The following is a 962-nucleotide window of genomic DNA, read 5'->3' on the forward strand; positions in this document are numbered from 1 at the left end:
CAGTTACTGCCCCACAAAGACACCAGCGAAACGCCCAAAATCTGTTCGGCGGCCTTGTTAAAGGTTTTCAGACGGCCATTGGCATCCAAAGTAATCACGCCTGTAGTCAAACTTTCCAACACGCATTCCAAATAATGGCGTGCTGCTTCTTCGCGCAAACGGTTGCGCTCGTCTGCCTCTTTGGCAATCGCTAATTGCTCGGTCATGTGGTTGAATAACTGGGTCAAACGGCCGAACTCGTCATTGCGAAATACCGGCCGAGTCTGGCTGAAGTCACCCTGAGCCACCGCCCGCGCACCCTCTGCCAGCGACAATACCGGTGCCACAAAACGGCGGGCAAAATACAAAGCCATCACCAGCGCCAAAAAGATGGCCAATAATGTCGCGACCAACAGCGTGGACAGGAAAAAGGTTTGCAGGCCTTTTTTGGTATAACTCAGTTCGGCATATTTGGCTCGGGCTGCTTCAATCAGCGTCGCGTCTTGGGCAACATCTTTCGGAATCGGCTGCCGAAAAAACAACGCATAATCCTGATTTTTATGCGGACCGATCAGCATCCAGCCTTGAGCATACAGCACGCCGCCGATGTTTTCCAAGCTGCGCACCGAGCCGGTCTGCTCCAGTTGCTCCCATCCTTCTTTGTTAAGCTCAGGTTGATTTAGTTTCAAGGGATTGATGCTTTTCTCGGCTTTATGGGTAGTCGCGTTATAAAGCGCCAGCTGGGCAAAGTCGGCAGTAAGCGCGGATTTTGCCAGCGCTTGCCCTAAGTTGCCGTCCAGCGAAGCGGCGCTGATTAAGTCGATCTGCACCGGCGTGGCGTTGCTGACAGCGTTGTCTACCGCCAAGTTCAGCGCGGATTTGCTCAAGTTTAAGCTGCGCTCTAGAGCCTCATGGGTATCGTTGCCAAACCAAGAATTAATCGTACCGTTAATAAACTGGGCGGAAATACCGAACAAAAACAC

General features: G+C 52.2%; 1 protein-coding gene. It reads right to left on the reverse strand.

What is annotated here, in order from left to right; genetic code table 11:
- Nucleotides 1–962: sensor histidine kinase (locus ACTHS3_RS14995; RefSeq protein WP_440368368.1), on the reverse strand; the 962-nt coding region annotated here is incomplete at both ends.

The organism is Neisseria sp. P0009.S007 (assembly GCF_051962515.1).